Here is a 23,134-nt window from a genome sequence, read left to right as displayed (position 1 = left end):
ACGTGCGGCCAACTATGTCAAGGTCTGCTTGACATAGGGCGATCATCCAACCAGTCTGTCCCCATGGCTGTCAACGACTTGGATCTCGACCAGATCATCGCCGCGGTGGAAGGCGAACAGACCGAGGCCACTCCGCTGGAGCGGGTCGGTGCCGCACGGGCGGCTGCGACGCGGTTGGACGCTCTTGCGCAGCACGTGGTCGCGCACTTCGTCGACCAGGCGCGCCACGAGGGCGCGTCCTGGACCGACATCGGTGCGGCGCTCGGCGTCACCCGGCAGGCGGCTCAGCAGCGGTTCGTTCCGGCTGAGGGGGTCGACGTGGAGGCGGCGGGCAGCCGCGCCGCTCTCCCCTACAGCACTCGGGCGACGGCCACCCTTGCGGCGGCCCGTGACCTTGCCGTCTCCCATCACCACCGTTACGTCGACGACCTGCACCTGCTGCTGGCGTTGCTGGACAACCGCAGTGGCGGCGCCGTCGGCGCGGTGAAGGCCTCGGGTGTGCGAGTGGCCGACGTTCGCCGCGCCGCGCGGTCGCGGCTCACCGCGGAGGGCCCGCGCCGGGTCACGAAGAACCCACCCCTCGGCCGGGCCTCGGTTCGGGCGCTGGACGTCGCGGTGCGCGAGGCCCTTCGGCTGGGCCGCGGCGAGATCGGCACCGAGCACGTGCTTCTCGCCCTGACCAGCGACCCGCGCACTCCGGCCGGCCAGGCACTCGCCGAGGCCGGACTGGACTACGCCGCCCTGCGCGACGAGGTGAGCCGGCAGTCCGCCCAGGCCCCCGAGCGCCCCGCGGCAAAGCGCACCCGCAAGCGCGCATAGGGCTTGGAGTCCGACCGTGGCGGCGTGCCGTCCCCAGTGACATGGGCACGCCGCCGCGGCCCGGGTCCGGGTCGGGTCTCGCGCCCCGTCAGGGACTGGCCGCGCTGACGAAGCTCGCCCGCAGCAGTCGGCCGAGGTGGTCGGCCAGCCGCCGCTGGGACCAGTGTCGGTCCGCGACCAGCGACTCCACGACGTCCGACGTCGACAGCGCATAGAGCATGTCCGCGGCTGTCGCCGGTGTCCACGGCGGAGGCAGCCGATCCTCCGTCGCGAGCCGGTCGGCGAGCCGGCGACAGTTGGCGAGTTTCGCGGCCCGCACCCGCGCCCGGTGTGCGGCAGCGTCCGCGTCGTCCCGGCGTACCCGCTCGACCGCGCGGTCGACGGCCAGCAGTCGAACGTGGTAGCGGGCCAGGTGGCGTGCCCACTCCTCCAGGGCGGCCGGCGCGTCCGGTGCGGCCCACACCTTCGCAAGTGATTCCGAGAGCCCGGCGGCTTTTGCCATGTAGTCGGACAACGCGGCGACCAGGTGGGCTCGCGACGGGAAGTGCAGATAGATCGCGGCCCGGGTGACACCTGCCCGGTCGGCGACCGACTGCATGGTCAGTGCCTCGAAGCCGTCCTTCTCCAGAATCGATCTGGTGGCACCCAGGAGGGCCTGCCGGGTACGCCGGCTCCTGGCGTTGCCCGGCGGCTCCGTCGTCGGCATCTGCGTTCTCCCTGGCATGAACCGGACGCCGTGCCTACTCTGGGAACTATACATCGCGTCAAGTTCCGGGCTGGTCCGCCAGGCGTCTGACGGGGCTGCCCAGCCGGCCCAGCACGCGAAGGAGCCCGGATGAGTGTCTTCACCGCGAACGAACTCGCCTTCCTCGACGGCGGCGAGCGCCGCCTCGGCCGGGTCGCCACCGTCGGCCCGGACGGCATGCCCCACGTCACCCCGACCGGCTGGTCGTACAACGCCGAGCACGACACGATCGACCTCGGTGGCAGGAACGTCGAGGCGACCAAGAAGTACCGCGACATCCGGCGCACCGGTGTGGTCGCGTTCGTCGTCGACGAGGTTCTCCCTCCGTGGCAACCGCGTGGGATCGAGATCCGGGGCCGCGGCGAACTGCTGGCGGACACGATCCGGATCCACCCCACCCGGGTGGTGTCCTGGGGCCTGGAAAGCGACGAACTCACCGCCCGGCACGCCCGTGACACCGGGCGCTGACGTGCCGACGTCGCAGGCCGTCGCCGAGACCGTCGTCGGCACCGCGCTGTTCAGTCGCCGGGCTGATGCCAATCCCGGGTTGACGCCGAGTCGTCCCGCGACGGGTCGACCTCGTAACAGGCCCATCCGCCCTCGCGCTCGGACAGCGGCTTGGCACACTGGTCCGCCCCGGTCCCGCCGTCGCCGGAGTCGTAGTACCGGAACGAGATGCTGTGACCGCTTGTGGGAGCGCTGGCCGCGACCGTGAGGGCGGCCGGGACGAGCAGGGCGGCGAGGACGAGGCGTGGGTTGCGCATGCCCGCTGGATACCCGGCCGCGGCAGGATCCGGACCGCGGGTCAGAACAGCGTGTGCGCCACCTCGACGATCCGGTCGTCCTCGTCCACGACCGGGACCAGCCGCCACTTGTCGAAGGCCGTGCACGGGTGGGAGATCCCGAGGCGAACCAGGTCGCCGACGGCCAGGTCGGCCTCCGCCGGCAGGTCGAGGAACGCGTGCTGGTCGTTGAGTGCGCTGACGCGTACACCCTCGACGTCTCGGCGACGACCGTCCGGACCCACCGCCGCGCGCACCGACGGCAGCGCGACGTCGAAGGGCACGTCCCGCCGGCCGGCCCCCACCAGCGCCCGGGTCGGCTCCGGCCGGGACAGGACGTACGCCCACACCTCCAGCGCAGCCCGGAGCTCGTGCGGACGGCCGCCGGTGGGCAGCGGGGTGGCGTGGCCGTACAGCTCCTCGTCGTGGGTGACGTACCCGCCGCTGCGGACGACCACCGTCGACGACGGCACGCCGGTCAGCTCCTGCGCCACCACGTCGAAGTACGTGCTGCCGCCCGCGGACAGCAGCAGCCGGCCGTCGGGCACGTCCACCAGGCCCTCCTCGCGCAGGGCGACACCGAGGGCGCGTACCTCCTGGCAGAACTCCGCAGCGGCGGCGAGCGCGGGCTCGTCGCGCCCGTGCCCGAGCACACCCTCGTAGCCCGTTGCGCCCGCGACCCGCAGCATCGGTGCGGCGGCAGCGGCCCGGCCCACGGTCATGGCGGCGTCGTGCCCGCGCGCGCCGGTCCGCCGGCCGGGTACGCCGATCTCGACCAGCACCGGCAGCGGCCGGCTCGCGGCGTGCGCGCGCAGCGCCTCGTCCAGCAGCGCCACGCCCTCGGTGCTGTCGACGCAGACGTAGACGGTGAGGTCCGGGTCGGCGGTCGTCGCCGCGGCCAGCCAGCCGATGCCGGCCGGATCGACGAGCTGGTTGGCCAGCAGGATCCGGCGTACGCCACACTCGGCGTAGGCGCGCACCTGCCCGATCGTCGCCGCGGTGATTCCCCACGCACCGGCCCGCAGCTGCCGCGCGGTGATCTCCGGCGACATCGACGTCTTCCCGTGCGGTGCAAGCACCACGCCGCGTTCGCCGCACCAGGCGGCCATGGTGGAGACGTTCGCGGCCAGCGCGGTCTCCCGCAGCACCATCAACGGGAACGTGAGTTCGCCGGTACGCAAGCCGGCCTTGCGCTCGACCAGATCCGCCGGCGTCAGCGGGGCGAGAGCGGTGAATCCCTTCTCCGCCGGGCCGATCGGCTGCTCGCGCAGCGCCGCCAGGGTGGCGTCGAGGACCTGCGCGTCGTAGGCGACGCCGGCCACGGGAACGTTCGCCTCGTCGGTGGTGGTGGTCATCGGCCGGCTTCTCCTCGTCGCAGGGCGCGTCCGGGGGTCGCGCCGGTGAGTTCGCCGCCGGCCAGCACGAGCTCGCCGGCGACCAGTACGTCGTTCACCCCGTCGGCCAGCTGCCTCGGGTGGTCGTACGTCGCCTGGTCGTGGACCCGCTCGGGGTCGACCACCACGACGTCGGCGACCGCGCCCTCGGTCAGCCGGCCCCGGTCGGCGAGCTGGAACCGCCGGGCGGGATGCCCCGCAAGGTGCCATGCTGCCTGGGGCCACGTCCAGTCGCCCAGCTCCCGGGTGTGCCGGCCGAGGAAACGCGCGAACGCTCCCCAGCCGCGCGGGTGCGGGTGTCCGCCGAGGTAGATGGCGTCGGAGCAGCCGACGTGCCGGTCGTCGCGCAGCATCGCCCGCAGGTCGGACTCGTCACCACCCGGCGCCGGGATGATCGCGCCCACCGCGAGGTCGCTGTCCAGCAACAGGTCGCACAGCAGGTCGGGCAGGTCGAGCCCGGATTCCGCACATGCCTGCGCGAGCGTACGGCCCTCGGCCCAGCGGAACTTCTCCCCCGCCACGTAGCCGAGGATCGCCGGCGCAAGGTCGGTGCTGACCCGCGGGAACCAGTTCGACCGCAGCTCGGCGCGCACGGTCAGGTCGGCGAGCCGGCGCAGGGTCGCCTCGACTCCGCCTGCCTGCACCTGCGGCGGAAGCGCCTTCATCGCCAGGATGGTGTTGCCGTAGATGTGCGGGTAGACGTCGAAGGTCGCGTCCACGCCGTCCGCTGCACAGTCGGCGAGGTGGGCGAGGAGGGGTTCGGCCCGCCCCCGCAGGTGCGAGACGTGGATCGGGACGCCGGTCGTCCGGCCGAGGTCACGGGCCTCGACCATGCCGGGCGCGTCGCCGCCGTCGTAGCTGCGCAGGTGGCTGACGTACGGCACGCCCGCCGCGGCAGCGGCCCGGCACAGTGCGGCGAGCTCGTCGAAGTCGGCGAACACGCCGGGGACGTACTCCAGCCCGGTCGAGACGCCGACCGCGCCCTCGTCCAGTCCCTGCTCCACCAGGCGCACGAGTTCGGGCAACCGGTCACCGGCGGGATGGTCGTCGGGCCCGAGCACCTCGTGCCGGACCGTGCCGAGGGGAACGAGGTAGGCGACGTTGACCGGAGTTCTGCGGTCGTAGAAGTCCAGCAACTGTGCGACGGTGCAACCACCCGCGAGCTCCGGCGGCGGCGTACCGTCCACGGCGGCGAAGTAGCGGGCGACGTAGGCCACCGTCTCCGCCGAGCCGGGCGCGAACGACAGGCCGTCCTGGCCGAGCACCACCGAGGTGACGCCCTGCCGGAGCATGGCTTCCTGGACGTCGGGACGGCCGAGCACCGCGTCGGCGTGCACGTGGGAGTCGACGAAGCCGGGGAGCACGTACCGGCCGGTGACGTCCAGAACGGTTCGGGCGGAGACGTCGCCGCCCAGGTCCCCGACGGCGGCGATCCGGCCGTCCCTGATGCCGACGTCCGCGCGTCGTGGATGCGCTCCGCTGCCGCCACCGGATGGGCCGCCCGGGTCGGTGCCGTCCACGACGGTGCCGCCGGTCAGGAGGATGTCGTACCCGCTCACTCACACCTCGCCGCGTCCGCGCGCTCCGGCCACCGGCTGGTGGCCCCGCGGCCGAGGCTATCCGGTCCCAGCCGAATAAGGGGCAGGCATCCCGGGTGTCAGGGCTCGGGATGAAGCTGGACGGCCCGTCCGGTGGCGGCGGCGGAGTAGATCGCGCACAGCAACCGTACGGTCTTCACACCGTCGGTGACGTCGACGGCCGGCGGCCGGTCCTCCCGCAACGCGTCCAGGATGTCGCGCCACTGCGCCCGGTGTCCGGCCAGGCCGATCGCGGCCGGGTTCTGCGCGCCGCTCGCCGGGCCGGCGCCCTCCGGTGGAGTGCCGGGTGGAGGGGGTACGCCGGGCAGGTCCCAGCGGGTGACCTTGTCGTGGGCGAGTTCGATCGTGCCCGTACTGGTGCGGAGGGTGAGGCGCGCCGGATCTCCCGGGCGTACGGCCGTGGACGAGACCACCACGCCGAGCGCACCCGAGACGAACCGCAGCGTGGCGACCGTCGTGTCCTCGGCGGACATCACCGACGGGTCGTGTCCCAGCGTCGCCGACTGCGCGGTGACCTCGACCGGCGCGCCGAGGAACCACCGGAGCAGGTCGATGTTGTGCACGGCCTGGTTCATCACCGAACCACCGCCGCTCTCCTGCCGGCCTCGCCACGACGCGTGCCTGTAGTAGGCGTCGTCGCGGTGCCAGTGGACGAACGTCTCGCCGAGGAGTGGCCGGCCGAGTTTGCCGGCGTCCAGCCGGCGCTTGATGTCGAGGTGCTGGGGTTCCAGCCGGCGTTGCGCCATCACCGACACCATCAGCCCGGACTGAACCGCCTCCCACGCGATCTCCTGAGCGGCGGCCACGTCCAGCGCCAGCGGCTTCTCCACCACGACGTTGCGGCCGGCGCGCAGAGCGGCCAGCGTCTGCGGCGCGTGGGTGGGTGTCGGACCGCACAGCACCACCAGGTCGAGATCGCAACGAGTGAGGATCTCCGCGGGGTCGGCTCTGGTGGCCTGCGGCCAGCCGAGTTCGGCGAGGTCGGTGCCCGCTCCCCCGCTCACCACCACGAGTTCGACTTCGGACCGGAGTTCGGCGAGGACGCGCGCATGGGTGACACCGATGCTGCCCAGACCGACCAGGCCGACGCGCCGGCGTACGGGCGGTGTCGGCGCCGGCGTCGTTGCCGGGCGAGGCGAGTCCATGACGCTCCTGACGATCCGTGGTGGCCGGCGTGCGTTTTCAGTCCGGACCGGAAGTGTAGGGCCAACCTCCGGGCGCGCTCAACGCCTACGCCAGGGCAGGACTTGCCCCCCGGTCACGAGACCCCGGTCGGCCGGCGCGCGCCAACGGCCGGTCGCGTACCTCCCAGTCTGCCGCCGGGAGCAGCCGGGCGGTGACGGAACGGGACCGGCCCGCGGCGGCGTCGGTGACGGAAGGGGACCGGCCCCGAGGCGGGACCGCGCACCGCGAGCGCGCCGGTAACGTTCAGGCACGCGATGAGTGTCGACCAGCGGCCGGACGGCGTACCCCCACCGTCCGGCGCAACGCTTCGGTGGGTACGCGAGGTCACCGGCCAGGGCGGCCTGGTGGCGTCCGTACGGTTGATGGGTGTCGACTCGACCACCCTGCACGCGGTCGACGTGCTGAGCGCCACCGGCGTTCTGCACCGTCTGGCCCTGCGCCGCTTCCACCGTGCCGACCGGCTGCGCACCGACCCGTGGTACCGCCCCACGAACGAGGCCACCGTGCTCGGCCTGCTGGGCAGCACCGACGTCCCGGCGCCCCGGCTCGTGGCCGCCGACACCACGCCGACGATGTGCGACGTGCCCACGCTGCTCACCACGCGCGTGCCCGGTAGCCCGCCCGTACGCGCCGACCGGAACGTGCTGGCGCAACTGGCGGAGACGCTCGCCCTCATCCACGCCGTGGACCTTCCGGTCGTGCGGGCCCTCCCGCCGTACCGGCCCTACTACGACCGCCAGCGCGACGGCGACCGGCGCCCTCCGGCCTGGTCGGCGGCGCCCAGGCTGTGGAACAGGGTCTTCGACGTGGTGGCCGCCGGACCGCCGCCGGCGACCCTGGGATTCATCCACCGCGACTACCATCCCGGCCAGACGCTGTGGGACGGCGACCGCCTGGTCGGGGTGGTCGACTGGACCACCGGCTGCCTCGGCCCGCGCGGCATCGACCTCGCCCGGATGCGGCTCAACCTGGCCGGGCGCTACGGAGGCGAGGCAGCCGAACAGTTCCTGGCGCTCTACCGCGGGGTCGGCGTGACCGACGCGCACCATCCGTACTGGGACCTGCTGGACACCTGCGACGGACTGCTCGACGCGCCCGAGCCGTCGACGCCGGCCGCCCGGGCGGACTGGACGCGTTTCGAGGACTGGCTGGCCCGAACGGTTGCCCAGCTGTGAACTCCGACCCGAACGCCGACCCGAACGCGGGCCTGAACCCCGGCGCGAGTGCAGGCCTGAGTGCGGAGTCCGACGAATTCCTCCACTTCGTCCGGGCACACACCCGGCTGCGGCCGGTGCCCGGCGTGCCGGAGGTCAGCCTCCACCTCGCCGAGGACGCGATCGGGCTGTGGCAGGAGACCGAACGCGCCTTCGGCCTCTCCGACTCACCGCCGCCGTTCTGGGCGTTCGCCTGGGCCGGCGGGCAGGCGCTGGCGAGGTACATCCTCGACAATCCGGCCGAGGTGTCCGGTGCGCGGGTCATCGACCTGGCCTCGGGCTCGGGCCTGGTCGCGATCGCCGCGGCACGGGCCGGTGCCGCCGCCGTCACCGCGAACGACCTGGACCCACTGTCCCTCGCGGCGATCGGCTGCAACGCCGCCGCGAACGCCGTACACGTGACCGGGCACCTCGGTGACCTGCTGGCGGAGCCGACGGTCGACGCCGACGTGGTCCTGGCCGGCGACATCTTCTACGAACGCGCAACCGCCGCCCGGATGCTGCCCTTCCTGCGCCGGGCACGGGCAGGCGGAGCCCGCGTCCTCGTCGGTGACCCGGGGCGTACCTACCTGCCTCCGGACGGGTTCGTCGCGGTCGCGTCGTACCGGATGCCGGTGCCGGTGACCCTGGAAGACGCGGAGGCCAAGCAGACCACGGTGTGGCGGCTGGTGGAGGACCGCCCCTCCGACTGAGCCGCGGGTGGGTGGTCCGCCGCGGGTGGGTGGGTGGAATCCGGCCGCCGGGAATAATCGCGGCCCGGGCGGAACTTGCCCAGGCATGCCGACCAGCCCACATGCCCTGCTCGGGATCGCTGCCGTCGCCCTTGGTCTCGTCCTCACGCCCGGACCGAACATGATCTATCTCGTGTCGCGTTCGGTGACCCAGGGACGCCGAGCGGGCCTGGTGTCGCTGACCGGCGTGGCCGCCGGGTTCCTCGTCTACCTCCTCGCGGCGACGGCGGGTCTGGCGACGGTCTTCTCGCTGGTGCCGGCGCTCTACACCGCGCTCAAACTCGGCGGCGCGGCCTACCTGCTCTGGCTGGCGTGGAAGGCGGTGCGGCCCGGCGGTGAGTCGGCGTTCACACCGAAGGCGTTGCCGATCGACCCGCCGCGCCGACTGTTCGCGATGGGGTTCGTCACCAACCTGCTGAACCCCAAGATCGCGATCCTGTACGTCTCGCTGCTGCCGCAGTTCGTCGACCCTGCGCGCGGTCACGTGGGCGGGCAGAGCCTGGCGCTCGGGCTGACGCAGATCACCGTGGCGCTGACGGTGAACGCTCTGATCGTCCTGAGCGCAGGGTCGCTGGCCTCCTTCCTCGGCCGGCGGCCGACCTGGCTGCGGGTGCAGCGCTACCTGATGGGGACGGTGCTCGCCGGGCTGGCGGTACGGATCGCCGCGGACCGGTCCCGGGCACTCGCCAGCCCGTGAGCTGGCCCCGAAACGGCGCTTCTCGGATAATCCGTATCGGACCGAGTTGTAGCCTGGACGGCATGACCGCCATGGCTCCGAGCCGCTCCGAACCAGACCTGTCGTTCCTGCTGGACCACACCAGCCATGTTCTGCGGTCGCGGATGGCGGCCGCGCTGGGCGAGATCGGGCTCACCGCCCGCATGCACTGTGTCCTGGTGCATGCCCTGGAGGAGGAGCGCACCCAGATCCAGCTCGCGGAGCTCGGCGACATGGACAAGACCACCATGGTGGTGACGGTGGACGCACTGGAGCAGGCCGGGCTGGCAGAGCGCAGGCCGTCCAGCACCGACCGCCGGGCTCGGATCGTGGCTGTCACGAAGGAGGGAACGCGGATGGCCCGGCGCAGCCAACGGGTGGTCGATCGGGTGCACCAGGAGGCACTCGCCGCGCTTCCCGCCGACGAACGCAAGGTCTTCCTGCGCGCGCTCGAGCGACTGACCACCGGCCACCTCGCCGACCCCGTGGAGGCTCCCCGTCCGGTCCGCCGAGCCCGGCAACGGGAGCCCTAGCGTTCCTCCCGCGGCACTCATCCTTGCCGCCCGCGGGCCGCTCGAATCCACCGGTCGGGCCGGGTCTCGTCAGCGGATCGGACTCAGCGGCCGGACGGGGCTCACGCCGGATCTCATTCAGGAGCGAAGGACGCGTCGCTTCGGATCGGACCATTCCGGGGGTGTGTATTCGGGGTGGCCGTGGCTGCCCATGCGGACTTGCCAGCCTTTGTGGTGGATGGTGGTGTGGTGGTGGCGGCACAGGAGTACGCCGTTGGCGAGGTCTGTCGGGCCGCCGTGGTCCCAGGGGTTGATGTGGTGGGTGATGCAGCGTGGTTCGGGGATTTGGCAGCCGGGGAAGTTGCAGTGGTGTCCGTCGCGGATGGCCAGTGCACGGCGTTGTGGTTCTTTGAAGAACCGGTCGGAGCGGCCGAGGTCGAGGACTTGCCCGTCGCCGCCGAGGACGGCGGGGATGAGGTCGGCCTCGCAGGCCAGCCGGCGCACGGTCGCCGCCGAGATCGGTTTGCCGTCGGCGCCGAGGTAGCGGGCTGACCCGCCACCTCCACAGGTGGGGCACCCGTCATGCGGGTCGACGGCAGCCCCCGGGCCCGCAGCACCCTTCTCGGGTTCAGCGTCACTCTCCGGATCCCCGACATCTGATTGTGGGTGCTGGCCGGGTTCTCGCGGTGGTGGCATCCCGTCCGCGAGCGCGCCGGTGCCGGACGATGGTCGTTTCTCCTTACCTACTTGGCCTTCCTCCTGACCTCCGGCTTCCGTTGATGTCGGCTCTCCGGCCTCGGCGGGCTTCTTGGTGCTCTGTTTGGCGTACTTGGGGTCTGTGCAGGGGCAGGTGCACGGCCTGGGACGGACGACAGTTGCGGTGTCGTCGACCGTCCCCGCACCCGTGCCCTTCAGGAGGGTGTCGAGTGGGATGGTGACCGCGACCTGTGGTGGTCTGCCGCCACGGACAGGTGCTTTCGCCGCAGCGGCCAGCATGCCGATGAGTTCGGCGAACGCGTCGCCTCGACGCTGGTCGATCGGCCGGTGGTCTGGGTCTGCCCCCTTGACGGGTTCGGCGAGGGGTTCGATCAGTTTGCGGAGCAGTTCCATCTCCCACGCCGGGAGGCTGATGTGCACCGACTCCGACTGCGGAACCCCGTTCGGGGAGTAGCGCAGGGACCGTTTCTGTTCTGCTGTGCGGTCCTTCCTGGCAAGTTCCTCGCCCAGCTGCCGGTAGTACTCCTCCGGCGCGACCCGTTCCAGAAGCTTCGTACCCAGCACCCGCAGCTCATCAGGATTGTGGAACCGGGCCTTGCCGATCAGGAACCCCTCCGCCTCGACCCGTTCCTCCGGACCCACGTAGTCGGGGAGCTTCTTGACCGCATCGGCGATGACCTGCGCCTGCCGCACCGACACGTTCCCGGCGGCGAGCGCGTCCCCGGTCGACGGGACCGCTTTGTCCAGGTCGCGCGCGAGGCCGACGGTGGCAGAGGACTCGTGCCTGCTCATCCGCAGAGCCGTCCGAAGATAGACGGTGGCGTTCGGCGCCCCGGTGAGCTTGCCGACGTCACAGGCCTCGGCCTGGCGGACGACCTTCAGCTGGGCCGCCTGCAGCCGGGCGATCTCCCGGCCCAGTACCTCCAGCGCCTCCCCGGCATGCTCGGCCGTCAACGACACCACCGACGTCGACAACACCACGTCGTTGCCGGCGGTGACCATGCCCAAGGCAGCCAGCAACGGATGCAGCGGTGTGCCACCTCCGCTGCGAGGAGACTCCTGGGCGGTCGAAGACATGTTCGAACCCTACCGGCAACCACCGACAACAACCCGTTGTCCACAACAGCGTTGAGAATCATCCATCGGGAGCGAGGCACCTGACAGCACCGCCAACGAGAGGCGCTACGCCGATCCGGACCGGCTCGCGCGTGGGCGCGCCGAGGACCCTCGTACCTTAGTGCGGTTGGCACGCGAGACGACGCGACGAGGAAGACTTACTGTGCACGACCCCGCCACCGCCGGGATGCGGAACCGCCTACGACGAGCAGCCGGCGCCGCGCTACGCAGGGACGAGCCCGTCGTCTCGCAACGCCCACGGCACTCGCCGTACCCTGTACGCACCGCCACCCACGCCGACGACCGTGACCTGCGGCACGCACTGGACTTCCTGCTCCGGCTCGGTGAACTGCTGCTGCGAAGTGGTGCGGGCTCAGTCGACGTCGAGGCCTCGATCGTGGCCAGCGCCACGGCCCTGGGGCTGGAGGACGTGGAGGCGTCGGTCACCTACACCCAGGTGCTGGTCTCGGTGGCGGTCGAGGGTTCGGGGGCGCCGCTGACCGACCTGCGGATCGTGCGGGTGCGCGCCGTGGATCACAACCGGCTGGTGGCTCTGCACCAGCTGGTGCTGGGGCTCACGGAGGGCTCGCTGACCCCGGACGCTGCGTACCTGCGGCTGAACGCCGTCGTCCGCTCGCCGAAGCGTTATCCCCGCTGGGTGGTCAGCGGCGCCTGGGGTGCCCTCGCCGCCGCGGTGGCCGTACAGCTTGGCGGCGGGTGGCTGCTCGCTCTGGTCACCTTCTGCACCACCGTGGTCATCGACCGGCTGGGCCGCCGGCTGGCCAGGCGCAACCTCCCCGACTTCTACCTGAACTTCATCGGTGCGTCCCTGGTCACCTCGGTGGCCGTGGCCCTGACGGGGATGGGTGCGCCGGTCCAGCCCGGCCTGGTCGTGGCCGGCGGGGTGGTTCTGCTGCTGCCCGGTGTCGCGCTGCTCGGCGCGGTACAGGACGCGCTGACGGGGTTCATGGTGACCGCATCCGCCCGCGCGATGGAGGTGGTGCTGCTGGCGGCCGGCATCACCGGAGGGGTGGCGGCGGCCCTGATCGTTGCCCGTCAGGCGGGCGTGACGATGACGGTGACCCCGCCGGCACCGTTCACCCTGGCCGGGCTGCCGCCCCGGTTCCTCTCCGCAGGGGTGGTCGCGGCCGCGATGGCGGTCGGGTTGTACGCGTCCATGCGGCTGCTGCCGGCGGTGTTCCTGCTCGGCGGCTTCGGCTGGGTCGCCTACCTCGCACTGGACGAGGTCCTGTCCTCACCGTCGATGGCACGTGGGCTGGTCGCGGTCGCCATCGGCATGTGCGGGCAGGCGATCGCGGCCCGGCGGCGGCTGCCGGCCCTGGCGGTGGTGTTGCCGGCGATCGTTCCCATGCTGCCCGGTCTCACGATCTACTCCGCGATGTTGCAGATCACCCAGGGCGACAGCCGCGGAGGGATCTCCGGCCTGCTGCTCGCCGCCACCGAGTCGCTCGCCCTCGCGGCCGGGGCGATCCTGGGCGAGTTCCTTCTCCAGCCGCTACGCCGTGGGTTGTCACGGTCGGAACGCAGGTACGCCGGACCGCGGCTGGTGGGCCCGGTACGCGTACTTGTGCACCGTCCTCGCCGTGACCACCGTCCCCGCCGCGACCTCCGCGTCCGCCGCTACCGACGGGACCGGTGGGACGATCACGACCGCGGCAGCCGCGCCGGCGCGGGCTCCAGAACCGGCTGACCCGCCCGCGCCGACGTTGCTCGGGAACCACGTCCCGGATCTGCCCTACGAGCTCTCCTCGTCGAACCAGCGGGCCCGGTAGATCTGGGCGCCGGGAAGGACCTTCTCCTCCGTCTGGTCAGCGCCGACGAACAGGTCCACCTGGTCGGTGCACCAGCTGCACGGGTTGCCGGCCTTCGGCGTGGTCTCCAGCACGGTGCCGGTGGCCGCGTCCGTTCCCACGCTCTTGATGTTGAGCGCGTAAAGCTCACGTTGACGAGGGAAGCTGACGAACTTCCCGGTGGACTTCTGGAACTGGTGGACGCCGTACACGGTGGTGAGCCACAGCCGGTCGGGGTCGCCGGCCACCGGCCCGAGGTCGTGGCCCCAGTTGCTCGGCAGGGTGTACGCCGCCTGCTGGGTCAGGGTCGGCGCCGCCGGTGTGCCGCCCACGGCGTACTTCACCAGCAGGTGGTCGCCGATCGCCCACAGGACGGTCAGACGCGCGTCCCACCAGACCTCGTGCGCGCCGGGCAGCGCGGCCTCGACGTAGGTGTCGGAATGCCTGCCCTGGCTCGCGGTGTAGACGCGGATCCAGCTGCCGTTGCTGGCGGCGACCGCGATGTTGCCGTCGGGCAGGAGGTCGATGCCGTGCGGGTTGGGACTTCGTCCGACGTCGACCGACCACGCAACCGGACCCTTGTCCGGATAGGGCACCGAGGCGAGCAACCCGTAGGAGTCCGTGACCAGGACGTACTGGCGGCCGTCGGCGCCCGTACGCAGGCGAGCGTCGTCGGGCAGCCCCCACGACGTGCTGGTGTCGCCGGTGTCGCTGTCGGCGCCGGGCCGCCACGACCACAGCGTGGCGTTGGAGTTCGCCCAGCGCTTGGTGGTGTCGAGCACCACGATGCGGTCGCCGGCCTGCTCGGTGACGATGATGGGTGCTGGACGGGGACGGCCGGCGGCCGTGGCCGCGGCGGCGGGCCCGGCGACAGTCGCGGCCAACAGACAGGCGGACACTCCGGCAAGGATGCCGCGGGTCACACGCATGCTCGTTCTCCTTCAGTGGTGGGGATTCGAGGTGCGACTGCTGCTGCTCCTGGTGCGTTCGGATGATCTCCCCGCTTGTCTCGGGGTTTGCTTCGTGCCTGGTTTCGCCGGTTTGGGTGCTGCTTTGCGCGCCGGCTTCTTCGACGGCCCGAGCTGGTAGCGGGCGGTGGCGGCCCCGGCCAGGTCGAGCAACTGCCGGGCGGACTCGGCTCGCCGCTGCGCCACCCGCACGTACAGCGCGTCGGTGACGAACAGTTGTGCGTGCCGCCCGGCGGTGCCGCGATAGCGGTAGGTCGCCGTACGGGCGGTGGTGGCCAGCGTGACGTCGGCGTCGGCGGCCAGCGGAGAGACCGCGCTGCTGGTGACGGCGGCCGTGGTCGCGCCACGGGAGCGGGCCAGGTCGAGGAGTTCGATCGCCTGGACCGCGCGGCCGGAGTGGCTGATCGCGATCGCGACGTCGTTGGGTCCCAACGTCACCGCGTACGCGGCGGCAGTGTGGACGTCGGCGGAGGTGAGCGTCGGGACACCGATGCCGGTGAGCTGGGCGGCGAGATAGTGCGCGACGTCGGCGCTTCCCCCGAACGCGAAGACCTGCACCTGTCCGGCCTCGGCCACGGCTCCGGCCAGCCGGTCGAGGTCTGAGGTGTCGAGCAGTTCCGCCGTACGCCTGATCGCGTGCACCGTGGACGACGCGAGCAGCGCCACGGTCGTCTCGGCATCGGCGTCCGCCGGGATGTCACCGCTCGGGTCGGCGTCCGGGTCATGGCGGTCGGCCGGGCCACCTCGGCCGGCCTCCCCCGCGAGCACCAACCTGAGTTCGGTGTAGCCGGCGAGGCCGAGCATCCGGCAGAAGCGGTTGACGCTGGCAGTGGAGGTGCCGGTGCGTTCGGCCAGGTCCTCGATCCCGATCCGGGCGACCAGAGCCGCGTCCTCGCAGATGACGTCACCGATCCGGCGGGCAGTGGGAGTGAGCGTGTCGCGCATCGACGCGATCCGCTCCAGCAACGTGGCGTTGGCATTCGCCTCATGCACCCCCGTCGATCCCATGCGGGCAATATTTACATCCAGTACTCTGAGGCGTCAATCATTTCCACCACGCGACCAGCAACGTGTCCGCAACGTGTCCCATCAAGCGTCCAGCAATGGAGGATCTGGTGTCGTCAGCCGAGTTCGCCTCGTCCACCGCCCTGCTCGTCGACGTGGGCGGAGTTCTCCTGCTGCCCAACGCCGCGCTGCTCACCCCGGTCGTCGCCCGGCACGGCGGTGTCGACACCGAGGAAGAGTTCCTGCGGGCGCACTACGCCGCACACAACGCCGCGTTCCCCGCCCGGGGGGAGCTGCGTGACTACTACGAACTGCTGCCGAGGTTCGCGGGCGTTCCGGCCGAGCGGTTGCCTGCAGCGGTCGAGGACTATCGGGCGGTCTCCCGTACGCGAAACATGTGGCACGCGCCGGACCCTGCCTCCAGGGCCGCGCTGGCCGAGTTCACCGGCGAGGGAGTGCGCGTGGCGATCGTGTCCCAGGCGGACGGGCGGATCGCTCAGATGCTGCGCGAGGCCGCGATGTGCCAGGAGGGCGAGGCCTGGGTGTGACGGTGGACGCGGTGCTGGACAGCGCCGTCGTCGGTTACGACAAGCCCGACCCGCGTTTCTTCCGGGCCGCGCTGGACGCGGTCGGCGTCACGTGCGACCGCGCGGTCCACGTCGGTGACACCGTGCCGGCCGACGTCCGCGGCGCCCAGGCCGCGGACATCCTGGCCGTGCACTACGACCCGTACGCCGACTGCGACGCCCCCGGTGACCACGAGCACGTACGAACTCTCGCCGAGGTCCGGGCCTTCCTTCCGGCGCCGGTCAGGTACCCGTCGCGCGCCGCTGGTTGAACCTCTGCGCGGCCGAACGCCCCATGGTGGTGAGGGCACGGAGCACCCTGGACTCCGTCCGCGCCTGGGCCCGGTGGCCGGGCTCGGCAACGGCCTGCCCGGCATCGGCGGGCGGGCCGGGCAGCAGCGGCCGGACCAGGCCGAGCAGCCTGCTCGTCGTACCCGGCATCAACCCGGCCAGTCTGGCGCCGAGGATCGCGGCCGGAGTGAGCGTGACCTCCGCCCGCCCGGCCAGGCCCGCCGCCACGATCCGGCGGGCAGCGCGCTCGGCGTCCATCGACAGCAGCGGCGCGCTGGCCGCGGCGGAGAACCAGCCGTACTCCTTGGTCGACTGCCCGGCGAACGACGCCCGCACGTGGGAGCCGGTGCGCATCAGCCCGGGTACGACCGTGGTGACGGAGATGCCGCTGCCCGCGAGTTCGGCGCGCAGGCCCTCGGAGAATCCGACCGCTCCGAACTTCGCCACGGAGTACGGCAGGATGTGCGGCACCGCGACCTTCCCACCGATCGACGTGACGTTGATGATCCGGCCACTCCGGCGTTCGCGCAGGTGCGGCAGCGCCGCGAGCGTGACCTGGACCGGGCCGAGGCACATGGTGTCCAGCGCGTCCCGGAACTCGTCCAGGGTCACCGACTCCAGCGGCCCGACCTGGATGATGCCCGCCACGTTGACCACCACGTCGAGGCCACCGCGGTAGCCGATAGCGCGGGCGACCAGATGCTCGACCTCCTGCGCGTTTCGCACGTCACATGGAACGGCCAGGACGTCCGCGCCGCGGGCGGTCAGATCATCCCGGGCCGCGTAGAGGTCCTCGGCCGTGCGAGCGCACAGCACCAGGGAGTAGCCGCGCCGGGCGAGCTCACGCGCGACCAGAAGGCCGAGCCCACGCGAGGCACCGGTCACCAGGGCTGTTCGGGTCGGGGGTTCTTCCATCGGATCTCAACCGCCCTCGGGGGCACGTCGCGAAGGGACCAGCGTGGTGGTCCGGGTCGAAGATCGCGTACCCGAGGTGCCGGCTGTGAAACCGCCGGGACCCGGGCTCAGGCGAAGGGAGAACCCGCGTTGGCGGTGCCGGCCAGCGCGTCGCCCACCGTGGGGTAGATGTCGAACGCGACGTCAAGGCCGGTGAGCTGAAGGATCTTGGTAGGCCCCCTGCGCGGCGCGCAGATGCGCACCGGCACCTGCTCGGCGTGGGCGCGGCGCTGGACGTTCACCAGGACGTCGAGGCCGCCGGAGTCGAGGAAGGGCACGTCCTCCAACGACAGCACGACCATCGCCGGTCGTTCGTCGAGCAGGTGGTTGAGCTGCTGGGACAGCTGTTGGGAGGTGGCCTGGTCCAGGTCGCCGGTCACGGACGCGACAAGAGCGCCGGCTCCGGTGTGGCTCGCGTTGATGCGGATCTGGGGGTCGGCGCCGCCGGTGTTGTGTACGGCGTTCGCCTTGGTTTCGTTGGTCGACACGGGGTTCGCTCCGTTCGCTGGGACTGGGCCGGAAGCGCGCCGTTCTCCCCCACCGTAGGCCAGCGAACCCGAACCGGCCAACCGGGTCCGTTCCGGCACCCCTGGACAGTGGCCCGCGTCATGAACGGTCGTCATACGGCGCAGGGCGCCCGGAAGGCCGGTCGAAACCGGCACTTCACGAGCGCCCTGTGTCGTTGCGAGGTGACAGTCGGGATTACGTGCGACTCCCGCGAGTCCGCCCCGGTCGGGTCGGTCAGCGGACCGCCTCGGCGTGGCGGCGGCGCCGGCGACGAGGCGAAGGGCCCCGGCCGTTGCCGTTCACGGACGAGTCGTGGTCCGGCTCGTCGCCCGAACGGTCGTCCTCGTCGTACTCGTCGTCGAGTTCGTCGTCGGCGTCCTGGTCGTCGTCCTCCGGCTCGTCGGCGTCCTCCGGCTCGTCGTCGGCGTCCCGGTCGTCCTCCGGCTCGTCGTCGGCGTCCCGGTCGTCCTCCGGCTCGTCGTCGAGATCGTCGTCGTCGCGGGGTTCGTCCGCGTCGTCGGCGTCCTCGTCCGCCTCGTCGTCGAGGTCGTCCTCGTCCGGACGTTCGTCCAACTTCGCCTTGCCCCGCGAGGCGTAGTCGTCCTCGCGGCGGTAGTCGTCGTTCTCGTCCGGCTCGCGAACCACTTCGCCGTCGCGGATCTCACCGCGCCACGACCCCGAGGCCTCCCCCTGGATCGTCACGAACCGGCGGAAGTGCTTGAGGTCCAGGCGTACCCGGCGGCCGAACGCCCGCCAGATGTTCGCTGTCCTCTCGAACAGCCCCTTGGGGTAGTACTCCATGACGAGGAGGAGCATCGTCAGGTCGTCGGCCAGCGGGTGGAAGGTCACGACACCCTTGGTCGTGCCCTTCGCACCTTCGGTCGTCCAGGCGATCTTGCGGTCCGGAACCTGCTCGGTGACCCGCGCGCTCCAGCTCCGCTTGGACCACCAGACCTTGCCGCGCCAGTTGCTCTCCACCTCGTCCTTGGCGTCGACGCCCTCGACACCCTTCATGAACGAGCCGAACTCCTGGAACTGCGTCCACTGGTCGTACACCACCGACACCGGCGCACCGATCTCGATGTCCTCGATGATGTTGGTCATCTTCGGCCCGGTACGACCGCCGCCGAACAGGCCCTTGATCTTGTTCTTCAGGCCCTGGCCGAGAGCGCTCATGCCGGCCCTCAACGGCGACTTGCCCTCGAGCAGCGCCTTGACCCCGGCCGTCATCGCGGTGGGGTTCCCGGCCTGATCCTCGAACTTCTCGGTCAGCGAACCGAGCTTGCCGCTGACCGACTCGACAAGCTCCGATCCGCGGGCGGCGGCGTACTCCTTCGCCTCGTCGGTGAGGCGCTCGACGGCAGGGCTCTTCATCAGAGCCTTACCGACGTCCCCCAGGAGCGAGCTCTTTTCGGAAGCCACCCGGCTCTCCTTCCTCAGCCCCGCGACCGAACCTGCCGGCCGGAGCCGGAACCCTGACGGCGGGAGCCCGCCGAACGGGTCCTGCTCGCGGCCCGGCGGGGCGCGTCCGAACTTGGGCGCCTACGGCGCGGCTTCTCCTGCGAGTCGTCCCCGCCGCTTTCGCGGGGGCGACGCCGCGGCCGCTCCCGGCGCTCGGCCGCGGGCTCCTCGGCGTCCTCGGAGTCGTCAGCCTCGTCCGTGGGCTCGTCGTCGGCCTCGGGCTCGTCCTCGTCGGCCTGGTCGTCGGCGCGGTCGTCCGCCTCGTCGTCGTACTCGTCGTCGTAGTCGTCGTCGAGTTCGTCGTCGGCGCCCTGAACGGTCTCTCCGGCCTTGTCCTTGAGCTTCGAGGACTTCTCGGTCAGGGAGCTGGTGCGCGACTGCAGGCCGTCGGACAGCCGGTTGAGCTGCGACTCCAGCGTTGCCAACGCCGCCTTGCGGCCGGCCTCGGCGACCGGACCGCGCAGCTGGTCGCCGAGCTGGGTGATCTGTGGCGTGCTGGCCAGCTTGAGCACACCCTCCCGGACGAGCTCGCGCGGCTGCAGACCAAGCTGCTTACCCGCGAGCCACAGGGCCAGGCTTATGGCGGCCTTTCCCTTCTTCGTCCGGCCGAGGAGGTATCCCCCCGCGACCGCGGCAGCGATCTTCGTCCTGTCATCCACGGTGTTCTCCTCTCGATTACGGCGAAAGACCCGGCCTCGTCACCGCGGTCCCCCGCGGTGAAGGTCTTCCGGCCGTCAAGCTCACCAGCCCCAGCGGGACTGCTGAGACTTAGCTGTGGTCGACGCTTCGGCCATTCCGATCGCGTCGAAGCTGTAGAGCGGCAGCGGTCCGACGTACTCGACCTCAGCCAGCCCGTCCACCTCGTTGGCGAGCGCCCTGACCGCCTCGTCCAACTCGTCCAACCGCTCCCGGCGGACGAGGAGGGCCACCTGCTCCCAGCCCTCCTCCGACGAGCTGATCGACTTCGTGTCCTCGGTGAGTTCGTCCAGCGTCGCGACCCAGGCGGCGACGAGCTGTGAGCGTTGTTCGGTGAGCCGCTGCGCGACGAGCTGCCCGACCTCGATGCGTTCCGACATCTCACTTCCCGGCCCGCCGCGGCCCGCCGCCGCGCGTAGCTCGGGGTCCTCCCTGAACAGCCGCTGGACGGCTTCGTCGGTGAGGGTGAACGTCAGCCGGAGCTCCACGAGATCGGCGGTCGCCTCCAGCGCCCGGATGAACTCCTCGGCCGCCGGCGCGAGCACCTCCGAGCGTACCGCGTCCACATCGGGAGCGACCGTTCCGAAACGGAGCGGCAGGACGGGCCCGCCGCGCACCAGCTCGACCAGCGCGTCGAGGTACTTCACCGCGTCGTCCTCGGTCAGCTCCTCGGCGTCGGCAACCTCCCGCGCCAGGACGGCCAGATCACCGTCCTGGACGATCTGGTACTCCTCGCCCGAAAGCTCACCCTGCTCGTCGATCTCGCGGCCGGCCGGGACCACTCCGTGCAACAACAACATCTCAGGACTCCTCTGTCGGCTGACGGCTGGCGCGCCGCGACCGCGGTGCGCTCCGGCTCGACGAAGACCTCCGGCGAGTGGCGGACCGCTCCCGGCCGGAGTCGTCATCCTCGTCGTCGTCATCGTCGGAGGAGAAGGACTCCTTGATTCCGCTCAGTGCACCCTTGGTCTTGCTGCCGCCGGAGTCGCCGTCCCCGGTCACCTCCCGGACCAGGCCCGGAAGGCCGGCCACCTGGTCCTCCTGCTGGCCGAGGTCCAGCCGGTTGACCGCCTCGGCGAACCGGAGGTAGGTGTCCACGCTCGCGATCACGATCCGGGCGTCGATGGTGAGGATCTCGATACCCACGAGCGCGACACGGACGTAGGCGTCGATGACGATGCCCTTGTCGAGGATCACCTCGAGGACATCCGCGAGACTGCTCGGCCGGGGCGCACGGTTGATTCCCTGCGTTGCTACAGCTGCCATGGCTTGTTGTGCCTCCCTGTGGTGTCGAGCCGTTCGTGTTCGTCGAGCAGGTCGTCGACGTCGACCGGGAGTCGGAGTCCTTCGCGTTCGACCCCGAAGATCTCCCGGAGCTCGGCGAACTTGTCTTCCAGTGCGAGCAGCGCCTCCCCCAGGCGTTCGATTTCCTCGTCGTCCAGGCTTCCGCCGTCCATTCGCCGGATCGCCTGGCGCTCCAGGAGGTCACGGACGAGTTCGAGCAGAGCCACGACGAGTTGTCCGAGGCCCCTACCGAGGTCCTCGGCGTTCGCGTCGATGCGAGGGGTGCGCCGCAGGTCCGGCAGCCGCGGCAGGTGTGCCGGTTCGCTCATCGCGCGCCCCTCCCTTCGAGGTTGGTGCGGTGTATCTCGTTGGCCGTCTCCAGCCCGATCAGCAACAGCCGGAGGTTCACCTGGATCAGGTCGATGCCGGCCAGGGAGATGATGATGTCGCCGGACACCACCACCCCACGGTCGACAACGCGGTCCAGCAGGTCCACCAGACTGGTGCCCCCGCCCGAACCGGTGACGAGCGTGCGGTCAGCCATCGGCCGCCGCCTGCGATCCGATGGTCACCTGCGCGAAGCTGTACGGCGGCCAGGGGCCGGTCAGCTCGACCTGGACCCCGCCGGCCTGCAGTTCGGTGGCGTACTTCTCCACTACGCCCCGGAACGTGTCGGTCGCCGACGTGGGAACGAGATAGGTGGCGTTCAGCAGAAGGACGGCCCCACCGCCGGACGACAGCCGGGTGGCGTCGCTGGCGTGCTCGGCCAGCGCGCGGTAGACCTCGTCGCCGGCCTGGCGTACGGCGTGGCGTTGCTCCTGGCTTGCTCGCAACGCCTCCCGTCGCGCCTGCAGGTAGGCACGCCCGGACGGACGCCCCGCACGGTCGCGTTCGCGTTCGGCGTTCGGGTCGGACTTCCCGGCCTCGCGGCGCAGCCTCACCCCCCACTCCTGGTGGTCGGCCAGCCGGGCGAGCAGGTCGCGGATCTCGGCGGAACGCTCCTCCAGCAGCCGCCGCACGGCGTCCTCGTCGCCGACGACCGTCGCCAGCCGCAGCGGAAGCGCGGGAGTCTGGTCGAAGACGGCGCGGATCACGGTGTCGTGGTCCATCGCCATCCGGGCGAGCGGGCCGTCCTCGGTGACCTCTTCCTCCCGCACGTCCAGCGCCGAAAGAAGAACGTCGGCCACCACGGCCGCGAGGTCGCCGTGAGCGACCAGCCGCGGGCTGCTGCCCCCGACGATGCCCGGCAGGCCGGACAGGTCGACCGCCGTGGAACCGACGATGGCGAAGAGGTAGAGGCCGCGAGCACTGCCCGCCGTCATCAGCGATCCTCCTCCTGCGTGTCGTCGGACTGGTTCGATCGCCCGGATCGCTCCGGAAGCTCGCGGTCGGCGATCGCGCGCTCGAGACGTTCGATGCGTTCCTTCAGCTGGTCGTTCTCCGCCTCCAGCTCAGCCGGGGCGCGTTTGCCCTCGACCTCGCCGTTCTTGTTGCCACCGCCGGTCGCCTGGGAGGTGAAGAACTCGTCGCGCGTCCACCAGTCCATGCCCATCTCCTGGGCGGTCTGGGCGGAGGCGACGAACAACCGCAGCTTCAGCGAGAGCAGCTCGATGTCCAGGATGTTCACGACGATGTCGCCTGCGATGACGACACCCTTGTCCAGAACGCGTTCCAGGACGTCGGCCAGCGTGTCGGGCCGAGGGTTGCGACCGGTGATCGACTGCGTCACGACGGATCCACCGATCCACGTACATATCGGCGCAGGCGCTCGTAGCCGTCCAGCTCGCCGTCGGCGGTGACGTCGAGCCGGTAGGTCGCGATCACCGTCGTCGTGGAGGGGATGCGCTCGAGCTCCACCACGTCGACGAGCAGCGACCAGCCGTCACCTTCACGGCGTACGCCACTCACCCCGTCGGCCTGCTTGCCGGTGAGTTCACCGAACTGCTGCACGGCTCCACGGATGACCTTGGCCATGCTCGGCTTCTTCTTGGCGCGAGGCACCCGCTCCCGGGGTTGGTCGGCGTCTGATTGCTGTCGCTCGGTCATAAGTCCCCAGCGGATAT

28 protein-coding genes are annotated in these 23,134 nt (G+C 71.3%); 9 read left to right on the top strand and 19 right to left on the bottom strand.

Annotation, left to right across the window (positions count from 1 at the left end):
• Window positions 1-63 precede the first annotated feature (63 nt).
• Window positions 64-819 carry a Clp protease N-terminal domain-containing protein gene (locus BLU27_RS19345; protein WP_092655082.1) on the top strand — a complete coding sequence of 252 codons (756 nt, stop codon included), beginning with the start codon at window positions 64-66 and terminating at the stop codon, window positions 817-819.
• An 88-nt stretch (window positions 820-907) separates the two neighbouring features.
• Here the strand turns inward: BLU27_RS19345 and BLU27_RS19340 are convergent, their stop codons facing one another.
• Window positions 908-1,525 carry a TetR/AcrR family transcriptional regulator gene (locus BLU27_RS19340; protein ID WP_157728692.1) on the bottom strand — a complete coding sequence of 206 codons (618 nt, stop codon included), beginning with the start codon at window positions 1,523-1,525 and terminating at the stop codon, window positions 908-910.
• A 129-nt stretch (window positions 1,526-1,654) separates the two neighbouring features.
• Between BLU27_RS19340 and BLU27_RS19335 the strand changes: the two genes are divergently transcribed.
• Window positions 1,655-2,032, top strand: a complete 378-nt coding sequence (locus BLU27_RS19335) for a PPOX class F420-dependent oxidoreductase (RefSeq protein ID WP_092655080.1) — start codon at window positions 1,655-1,657, stop codon at window positions 2,030-2,032.
• 50 nt (window positions 2,033-2,082) lie between these two features.
• On the opposite strand, the gene BLU27_RS19330 is transcribed toward BLU27_RS19335, so the two are convergent.
• The 4 genes from BLU27_RS19330 to BLU27_RS19315 all read right to left on the bottom strand — a co-directional run bounded on the left by BLU27_RS19330 (window position 2,083) and on the right by BLU27_RS19315 (window position 6,483).
• Window positions 2,083-2,328 carry a hypothetical protein gene (locus BLU27_RS19330; RefSeq protein ID WP_092655079.1) on the bottom strand — a complete coding sequence of 82 codons (246 nt, stop codon included), beginning with the start codon at window positions 2,326-2,328 and terminating at the stop codon, window positions 2,083-2,085.
• Between the two features lie 41 nt (window positions 2,329-2,369).
• Window positions 2,370-3,701 (bottom strand): alanine racemase, encoded by a 1,332-nt coding sequence (locus BLU27_RS19325; protein ID WP_092655078.1) that lies wholly within the window; start codon window positions 3,699-3,701, stop codon window positions 2,370-2,372.
• Window positions 3,698-5,299: an N-acyl-D-amino-acid deacylase family protein gene (locus BLU27_RS19320; RefSeq protein ID WP_092655077.1), complete on the bottom strand. Its 1,602-nt coding sequence runs from the start codon at window positions 5,297-5,299 to the stop codon at window positions 3,698-3,700. The genes BLU27_RS19325 and BLU27_RS19320 overlap by 4 nt, the downstream gene beginning before the upstream one ends.
• Before the next feature lie 98 nt (window positions 5,300-5,397).
• Window positions 5,398-6,483: a Gfo/Idh/MocA family protein gene (locus tag BLU27_RS19315; protein ID WP_092655076.1), complete on the bottom strand. Its 1,086-nt coding sequence runs from the start codon at window positions 6,481-6,483 to the stop codon at window positions 5,398-5,400.
• Window positions 6,484-6,777: 294 nt separating this feature from the next.
• Between BLU27_RS19315 and BLU27_RS19310 the strand changes: the two genes are divergently transcribed.
• The 4 genes from BLU27_RS19310 to BLU27_RS19295 all read left to right on the top strand — a co-directional run bounded on the left by BLU27_RS19310 (window position 6,778) and on the right by BLU27_RS19295 (window position 9,716).
• Window positions 6,778-7,698: a phosphotransferase family protein gene (locus BLU27_RS19310; RefSeq protein WP_092655075.1), complete on the top strand. Its 921-nt coding sequence runs from the start codon at window positions 6,778-6,780 to the stop codon at window positions 7,696-7,698.
• Window positions 7,695-8,429 carry a class I SAM-dependent methyltransferase gene (locus BLU27_RS19305; RefSeq protein WP_241827518.1) on the top strand — a complete coding sequence of 245 codons (735 nt, stop codon included), beginning with the start codon at window positions 7,695-7,697 and terminating at the stop codon, window positions 8,427-8,429. The genes BLU27_RS19310 and BLU27_RS19305 overlap by 4 nt, the downstream gene beginning before the upstream one ends.
• A gap of 85 nt (window positions 8,430-8,514) precedes the next feature.
• Window positions 8,515-9,165: a LysE family translocator gene (locus tag BLU27_RS19300; RefSeq protein ID WP_092655074.1), complete on the top strand. Its 651-nt coding sequence runs from the start codon at window positions 8,515-8,517 to the stop codon at window positions 9,163-9,165.
• Between the two features lie 62 nt (window positions 9,166-9,227).
• Window positions 9,228-9,716: a MarR family winged helix-turn-helix transcriptional regulator gene (locus BLU27_RS19295; RefSeq protein ID WP_092655073.1), complete on the top strand. Its 489-nt coding sequence runs from the start codon at window positions 9,228-9,230 to the stop codon at window positions 9,714-9,716.
• Between the two features lie 117 nt (window positions 9,717-9,833).
• Here BLU27_RS19295 and BLU27_RS30620 read toward each other — a convergent pair whose 3' ends face one another.
• Window positions 9,834-11,489, bottom strand: coding sequence for an HNH endonuclease signature motif containing protein (locus tag BLU27_RS30620; RefSeq protein ID WP_092655072.1), 1,656 nt, complete (start codon window positions 11,487-11,489; stop codon window positions 9,834-9,836).
• Window positions 11,490-11,691: 202 nt separating this feature from the next.
• On the opposite strand from BLU27_RS30620, the gene BLU27_RS19285 reads away from it, so the two are divergent.
• Entirely contained in the window at window positions 11,692-13,239 is a 1,548-nt protein-coding gene (locus BLU27_RS19285) for a threonine/serine exporter family protein (RefSeq protein ID WP_092655071.1), read from the top strand.
• Between the two features lie 45 nt (window positions 13,240-13,284).
• On the opposite strand, the gene BLU27_RS19280 is transcribed toward BLU27_RS19285, so the two are convergent.
• Both BLU27_RS19280 and BLU27_RS19275 read right to left on the bottom strand, forming a co-directional pair.
• Window positions 13,285-14,268 (bottom strand): DUF6528 family protein, encoded by a 984-nt coding sequence (locus BLU27_RS19280; protein ID WP_092655070.1) that lies wholly within the window; start codon window positions 14,266-14,268, stop codon window positions 13,285-13,287.
• 12 nt (window positions 14,269-14,280) lie between these two features.
• Window positions 14,281-15,315: a MurR/RpiR family transcriptional regulator gene (locus BLU27_RS19275; protein ID WP_092655069.1), complete on the bottom strand. Its 1,035-nt coding sequence runs from the start codon at window positions 15,313-15,315 to the stop codon at window positions 14,281-14,283.
• 107 nt (window positions 15,316-15,422) lie between these two features.
• On the opposite strand from BLU27_RS19275, the gene BLU27_RS29235 reads away from it, so the two are divergent.
• On the top strand, window positions 15,423-15,860 hold the full coding sequence (locus BLU27_RS29235) for an HAD family hydrolase (RefSeq protein WP_157728690.1): 438 nt from the start codon (window positions 15,423-15,425) through the stop codon (window positions 15,858-15,860).
• Window positions 15,857-16,150 (top strand): HAD family hydrolase, encoded by a 294-nt coding sequence (locus BLU27_RS19270; protein ID WP_157728688.1) that lies wholly within the window; start codon window positions 15,857-15,859, stop codon window positions 16,148-16,150. Before BLU27_RS29235 ends, BLU27_RS19270 begins: the two co-directional genes overlap by 4 nt.
• Here BLU27_RS19270 and BLU27_RS19265 read toward each other — a convergent pair.
• The 11 genes from BLU27_RS19265 to BLU27_RS19215 form a co-directional block, all read right to left on the bottom strand.
• Complete coding sequence (locus BLU27_RS19265; protein ID WP_092655067.1) at window positions 16,122-17,084, bottom strand: SDR family NAD(P)-dependent oxidoreductase; 963 nt, start codon at window positions 17,082-17,084, stop codon at window positions 16,122-16,124. The two genes, BLU27_RS19270 and BLU27_RS19265, sit on opposite strands and share 29 nt — an antisense overlap.
• 107 nt (window positions 17,085-17,191) lie before the next feature.
• Entirely contained in the window at window positions 17,192-17,611 is a 420-nt protein-coding gene (locus BLU27_RS19260) for an STAS domain-containing protein (RefSeq protein WP_157728686.1), read from the bottom strand.
• Between the two features lie 253 nt (window positions 17,612-17,864).
• The gene (locus BLU27_RS19255; protein WP_197681496.1) at window positions 17,865-19,052 is read right to left on the bottom strand and encodes an SRPBCC family protein; all 1,188 of its coding nucleotides are present in this window, start codon (window positions 19,050-19,052) and stop codon (window positions 17,865-17,867) included.
• 14 nt (window positions 19,053-19,066) lie between these two features.
• Complete coding sequence (locus tag BLU27_RS19250; protein ID WP_092655065.1) at window positions 19,067-19,750, bottom strand: hypothetical protein; 684 nt, start codon at window positions 19,748-19,750, stop codon at window positions 19,067-19,069.
• Between the two features lie 81 nt (window positions 19,751-19,831).
• Window positions 19,832-20,587: a GvpL/GvpF family gas vesicle protein gene (locus BLU27_RS19245; protein ID WP_157728684.1), complete on the bottom strand. Its 756-nt coding sequence runs from the start codon at window positions 20,585-20,587 to the stop codon at window positions 19,832-19,834.
• Window position 20,588: 1 nt separating this feature from the next.
• Window positions 20,589-21,053 (bottom strand): gas vesicle protein GvpJ, encoded by a 465-nt coding sequence (gvpJ, locus tag BLU27_RS19240; protein ID WP_092655063.1) that lies wholly within the window; start codon window positions 21,051-21,053, stop codon window positions 20,589-20,591.
• The gene (locus tag BLU27_RS19235; RefSeq protein ID WP_092655062.1) at window positions 21,041-21,400 is read right to left on the bottom strand and encodes a gas vesicle protein K; all 360 of its coding nucleotides are present in this window, start codon (window positions 21,398-21,400) and stop codon (window positions 21,041-21,043) included. Before BLU27_RS19235 ends, gvpJ (BLU27_RS19240) begins: the two co-directional genes overlap by 13 nt.
• Window positions 21,397-21,615: a gas vesicle protein GvpJ gene (gene gvpJ, locus BLU27_RS19230; protein ID WP_092655061.1), complete on the bottom strand. Its 219-nt coding sequence runs from the start codon at window positions 21,613-21,615 to the stop codon at window positions 21,397-21,399. The genes BLU27_RS19235 and gvpJ (BLU27_RS19230) overlap by 4 nt, the downstream gene beginning before the upstream one ends.
• Window positions 21,608-22,393, bottom strand: coding sequence for a GvpL/GvpF family gas vesicle protein (locus tag BLU27_RS19225; RefSeq protein WP_092655060.1), 786 nt, complete (start codon window positions 22,391-22,393; stop codon window positions 21,608-21,610). The genes gvpJ (BLU27_RS19230) and BLU27_RS19225 overlap by 8 nt, the downstream gene beginning before the upstream one ends.
• A complete protein-coding gene (locus BLU27_RS19220) occupies window positions 22,393-22,800 on the bottom strand; it encodes a gas vesicle protein (protein ID WP_197681495.1) in 408 nt (135 codons plus the stop codon). The genes BLU27_RS19225 and BLU27_RS19220 overlap by 1 nt, the downstream gene beginning before the upstream one ends.
• The gene (locus BLU27_RS19215) at window positions 22,797-23,117 is read right to left on the bottom strand and encodes a gas vesicle protein GvpO (RefSeq protein ID WP_092655058.1); all 321 of its coding nucleotides are present in this window, start codon (window positions 23,115-23,117) and stop codon (window positions 22,797-22,799) included. Before BLU27_RS19215 ends, BLU27_RS19220 begins: the two co-directional genes overlap by 4 nt.
• Between the last annotated feature and the right edge of the window lie 17 nt (window positions 23,118-23,134).

Origin of the sequence: Actinopolymorpha singaporensis (assembly GCF_900104745.1) — a bacterium.
GTDB lineage: Bacteria > Actinomycetota > Actinomycetes > Propionibacteriales > Actinopolymorphaceae > Actinopolymorpha > Actinopolymorpha singaporensis.
This window is presented reverse-complemented; position numbering and strand designations above follow the sequence as displayed.